Raw genomic sequence first — 4,390 nt, 5'->3', positions numbered from 1 at the left:
TCGCAGGTCCCCGGTCGGGGTGCTGTCCGGCGGCGCCTGGTACGCCGCGGGTCGGTACGGTCTCGCGCCATGCACCGCCGCCTCCCTGCTCGGATCGCGATCGCGGCCATGGCCACGATCGCCGGGATCACGCTCGTGCCGCCCGGTGCCCTGGCCCACCCGGCGTCGATGAAGACGACGCTGCGGCAGGGTCCGCTGGGCCCGTTGAACGACCTGTTCGCGCTCGGGCAGGCCGGTGGGCAGACGCCCGAGAAGGTGGCGGTCGTGCGGCGGGACGAGCCCACCCCGGTCGCCGCGCAGCGCGCGCGCTGCCGTGCCGGATCGAAGGTCGAGCCGGGGATCCAGGGCCGCGTGCCCGCAGGGGCGGCGAAGGACGGGCTCGCCTGCAACGCGGCGCTCGTCGCACGTCAGGGGACCTCCGGGGGGTTCAAGGTGCTGCGCTACGTCGACACGGCGGGGCGCGAGTGCGCCTTCTACGACACCGCGCTGCTCTTCCCGCTCAACGCGTTCAAGGCCTCGCAGGACTCGCTCGGCGTCGCGGTGCTCGACATGAGCGACCCGGCCAAGCCGGTCCAGACCGACACGCTCACCGCGCTGCCGATGCTCTCCCCGCACGAGTCCCTGGCGCTCAACCCCAAGCGGGGCCTCATCGCCGCCGTGCTCGGCAACCCGTCGACGTACCCCGGGCTCGTCGCGATCTACGACGCCAGCCAGGACTGCCGCCACCCGGTCCTGCAGTCCGTCGCGCCGGTGGCGCGGATCGGTCACGAGAGCGGATTCTCCGAGGACGGGAAGACCTTCTACGCCAACGGCACCGCCTTCGCGGCGATCACGGCGATCGACGTCACCGACCCCAGGGCGCCGCGCCCGGTCTGGCACGGCAACGTCACCTCGCACGGCCTGACGCTCAGCGACGACGGCAACCGCGCGTACATCGCCGACCCGGACGGCAACATGCTGATCCTCGACACGAGCGAGATCCAGGCCCGCAAGCCCGACCCGCAGGCCCGTGAGGTGGCACGGCTCACGTGGGAGAACGCGTCGATCCCGCAGAACGCCATCCCCTTCACGGTCAAGGGCCGCCCCTACGTCCTGGAGTTCGACGAGTACACGGCCGGCACCACCGGGAGCGGCGACAGGGACGCGGTCGGAGCCGCGCGGATCATCGACGTGTCCGACGAGAAGGCGCCCCGCGTCATCTCGAACCTGCGGCTGCAGGTCAACCAGGCGGCCGACCACAAGGCCGCGGCCGACGATCCCGGAGCGTTCAGCCCGGTCCAGGGGTACGCCGCGCACTACTGCAACCTGCCCACCCGTGTGGACCCCAAGCTCGTGGCGTGCTCGTTCATCGCCTCCGGTCTGCGCGTGTTCGACATCAGCAGCCTGACCTCGCCGAAGGAGATCGCGTACTTCGTCGCCCCGACGAAGGCTCGGGTCGAGAACGGTTTCCAGGCGAGCTCCTTCGCGATGTCCCAGCCCGCGTTCGCTCCCGAGCGCAGAGAGGTCTGGTACTCGGACGGCGCGAGCGGCTTCTACAACGTGCGCATCGACAAGGACGTGTGGGACGCCGCGGTCCAGGGCACCGGTCAGCCCCGCTGCGCCAGCCGGCGCCGCTTCGCCATCCGGGTCCGCGTGGCCCGGAGCGCGCGGATCAGGCGCGTGAGCGCGATCGTCGGCGGCAAGCGGGTCAGGTCCACGCGTTCGGGGCGCACGGTGCGCGTCGTCGTGGACCTTCGGGGCCGCTCCCGCCAGGTCGTCAAGGTGGTCGTCCGCATCCGGCTGCGGAGCGGGCGCCTGGTCACCGACCGCCGCAGCTACCGGACCTGCGTCCGCCGCGGGACGTGACCCGGCGTCCGAGGGACGGTCAGCAGGACCGCTGGGTGGGCGCGACGAGCGACACGTCGCCTCGGGCGAGGACCCTGCCCCCGACCAGCACCCGCACGACGTAGCGGCCCTCCGGGAACGCGGCGTCGTCCAGCGAGCCCGGGGTGAAGGTCACGCGCTGCACGCCCGAGCGACGCGAGGACCGCAGCGTGCGGCGGACACGCCGGTCCCGGTGACCGGGCGCGCTCAGCTCCACGACCGCGCGCAGGCGCGAGACGCCCTTCCAGCGAACGTGCGGCGCGAGCTCGGTGAACGGGATGGCCTGGCAGAGACCCGCCTGCCCGCCCGGGGGCAGCTGGCGCCGCTCCTGGTTCACCTGCGTGAGCGTGAAGGCGCTCACGCGGTACGACGGCTGGGACGCGCGCGACGGGCCGGCCAGCGTCGCGGCGGGGATCGCGGCGCTGCAGAGCACGACGCCGACCGTCATCACGGACATGCGCCTGGAGGGTCGAGCCGAAAGGAGCCTGCGCGGAAACACACCGGCACGGTAGCGGTCCGTCTACGCTGAGGGCCTCACATGCCGCCCGTCACCACCACCGTCACGCTCACCGAGCGCTCCGCCATCGATCTCGCTCGCGCGATCCGCGAGGGGGAGACCACCTCGCGCGAGGTGGTGGAGGCGCATCTCGCGGTCCTCCGCGCCACGCACGCGCGCGTCAACGCGGTCGCCGCGGACCGCTACGACGCGGCCCTGGCCGACGCGGATGCGGCCGACGGGCGCGTGGCCGCGGCGCGGGAGACGGGCACCCTCGACGAGCTCCCCCCGCTGCTGGGCGTGCCGTGCACCATCAAGGAGGCCATCGAGCTGGCGGGGATGCCGAACTGCGCCGGCCTGGTCAGCCGCCGTACGCATCGCAGCGAGCGATCCGCGCCGGCCGCGCAGCGGTTGCTCGACGCCGGGGCGATCCCGGTCGGGGTGACCAACACCTCCGAGCTGTGCATGTGGATCGAATCGCACAACCACGTCTACGGCCGGACCCGCAACGCCTACGACCCGACCAGGACGGCAGGTGGATCCTCGGGCGGTGAAGGCGCGGCCGTCGGCACCGGAGGGTCGCCGTTCGGCCTGGGGTCGGATGTCGGGGGCTCGATCCGGCTGCCCGCGTTCTTCAACGGGGTGTTCGGCCTGAAGCCCTCGCCGGGCGTGGTCCCCAACACCGGGCAGTTCCCGGTCACGCACGGCGAGGCCGCACGGCTCCTGACGATGGGTCCGCTGGCGCGGCGGGCCGAGGACCTGATGCCGCTGCTGCGGCTGATCGCCGGACCGGACGGAGAGGACACCCACGCCCGGGCGGTGCCGCTGGGCGATCCGGCCGACGTCGCGATCCAGGGGCTCGACGTCGTGGTCACGCAGGACACGAGTGCCTGGCCGCTGCGACGGGACCTGCGCGAGGCACGGGACCGGGCGGCCGCCGCGCTCCAGGCGGCTGGCGCCAACGTCCGCGAGGTGTCGCTGAAACCGCTGCGCCGCGCGCTCGACCCGTACATCACCGCCCTGCAGCAGGGCGCCGGCGTGACCTTCGGCGACTCGCTCGGCGAGGGCGTGACCGTGCGCCGCGCCATGGCGGGCGCCTTCCGCGGCCGCGGGCCCCACACGATCGCCAGCGTGCTGCTCCTCGCCAGCGAGCGCGCCTCGGTCCTGGTCCCCGCGGCGGCCACCCGCCGGTCGATCGCGCTCGGCGAGCGGCTCTCCGAGCAGGTGCAGGAGACGATGGGTGACGGCGTGCTCCTGCACCCGCCGTTCGGTCGTGTCGCGCCTCGCCACGGCCGTACCGTCGGCAAGCCGTGGTCCATCCACCATGCTGCCCTCTTCAACTTCCTGGGCCTCCCGGTCGCCCAGGTTCCCCTCGGGCTCAACGCCGAAGGGCTGCCGCTGGGCGTGCAGGTGGCGGCCACGCGCGACCAGGACCACGTCGCGGTCGCGGTCGCGCTGGAGCTCGAGCGCGCGTTCGGCGGGTGGGTCCCGCCGGGTCGGTGAGCTCGTCCGGGCCGGCTGGGCCGGTGCGGATCCTGATGGTCTGCATGGGCAACATCTGCCGCTCGCCGACCGCCGAGGCGGTGATGGTCCGGCTGCTCGAGGAGCACGGGCTCGGCGGTCGCGTCGAGGTCGCGTCGGCCGGGACGGGCGGCTGGCACGCGGGCGAGCCGCCCGACGCGCGCAGCACCGCGGCGGCGGCACGTCGCGGCATCCACCTGCGCGGGCAGGCCCAGAAGGTGCGTGTCCAGGACTTCGACGAGTACGACCTGCTCGTCGCGATGGACGGTGCGAACCGACGCGACCTGCTCGCACTCGCGCCGTCGTCGGAGGCGCGCGCGCAGGTCCTGCTGCTGCGGGAGCTCGACGAGGAGTCGGTGGCCTCCGGTGACACCGACGTCCCCGACCCGTACTACGGCGGCCCGGACGGGTTCGACATCGTGCTGGACGTCGTGGAGCGTGGCTGCCGGGGACTCCTCGAGCGTCTGCGTACCGACGGCCACCTCTAGATCGCCGTCGGGCCGCGTCCGC

General features: G+C 73.6%; 4 protein-coding genes. 3 read left to right on the top strand and 1 reads right to left on the bottom strand.

What is annotated here, in order from left to right; translation table 11 throughout:
- Positions 1-69 precede the first annotated feature (69 nt).
- The gene (locus ABYE80_RS17620) at positions 70-1,845 is read left to right on the top strand and encodes an LVIVD repeat-containing protein (RefSeq protein ID WP_372791615.1); all 1,776 of its coding nucleotides are present in this window, start codon (positions 70-72) and stop codon (positions 1,843-1,845) included.
- A 19-nt stretch (positions 1,846-1,864) separates the two neighbouring features.
- Here ABYE80_RS17620 and ABYE80_RS17615 read toward each other — a convergent pair whose 3' ends face one another.
- A complete protein-coding gene (locus ABYE80_RS17615; protein WP_372791614.1) occupies positions 1,865-2,320 on the bottom strand; it encodes a hypothetical protein in 456 nt (151 codons plus the stop codon).
- 81 nt (positions 2,321-2,401) lie between these two features.
- Here ABYE80_RS17615 and ABYE80_RS17610 point away from each other — a divergent pair, with 81 nt between their 5' ends.
- Positions 2,402-3,862 (top strand): amidase, encoded by a 1,461-nt coding sequence (locus tag ABYE80_RS17610; RefSeq protein ID WP_372791613.1) that lies wholly within the window; start codon positions 2,402-2,404, stop codon positions 3,860-3,862.
- A gap of 23 nt (positions 3,863-3,885) precedes the next feature.
- Positions 3,886-4,368, top strand: coding sequence for a low molecular weight protein-tyrosine-phosphatase (locus ABYE80_RS17605; protein WP_372791612.1), 483 nt, complete (start codon positions 3,886-3,888; stop codon positions 4,366-4,368).
- The last annotated feature ends 22 nt before the right edge of the window (positions 4,369-4,390 follow it).

Origin of the sequence: Paraconexibacter sp. (assembly GCF_041602235.1) — a bacterium.
GTDB lineage: Bacteria > Actinomycetota > Thermoleophilia > Solirubrobacterales > Solirubrobacteraceae > Paraconexibacter.
The sequence above is the reverse complement of the archived record's forward strand: the minus strand, read 5'-3'. Positions and strand labels throughout refer to the sequence as shown.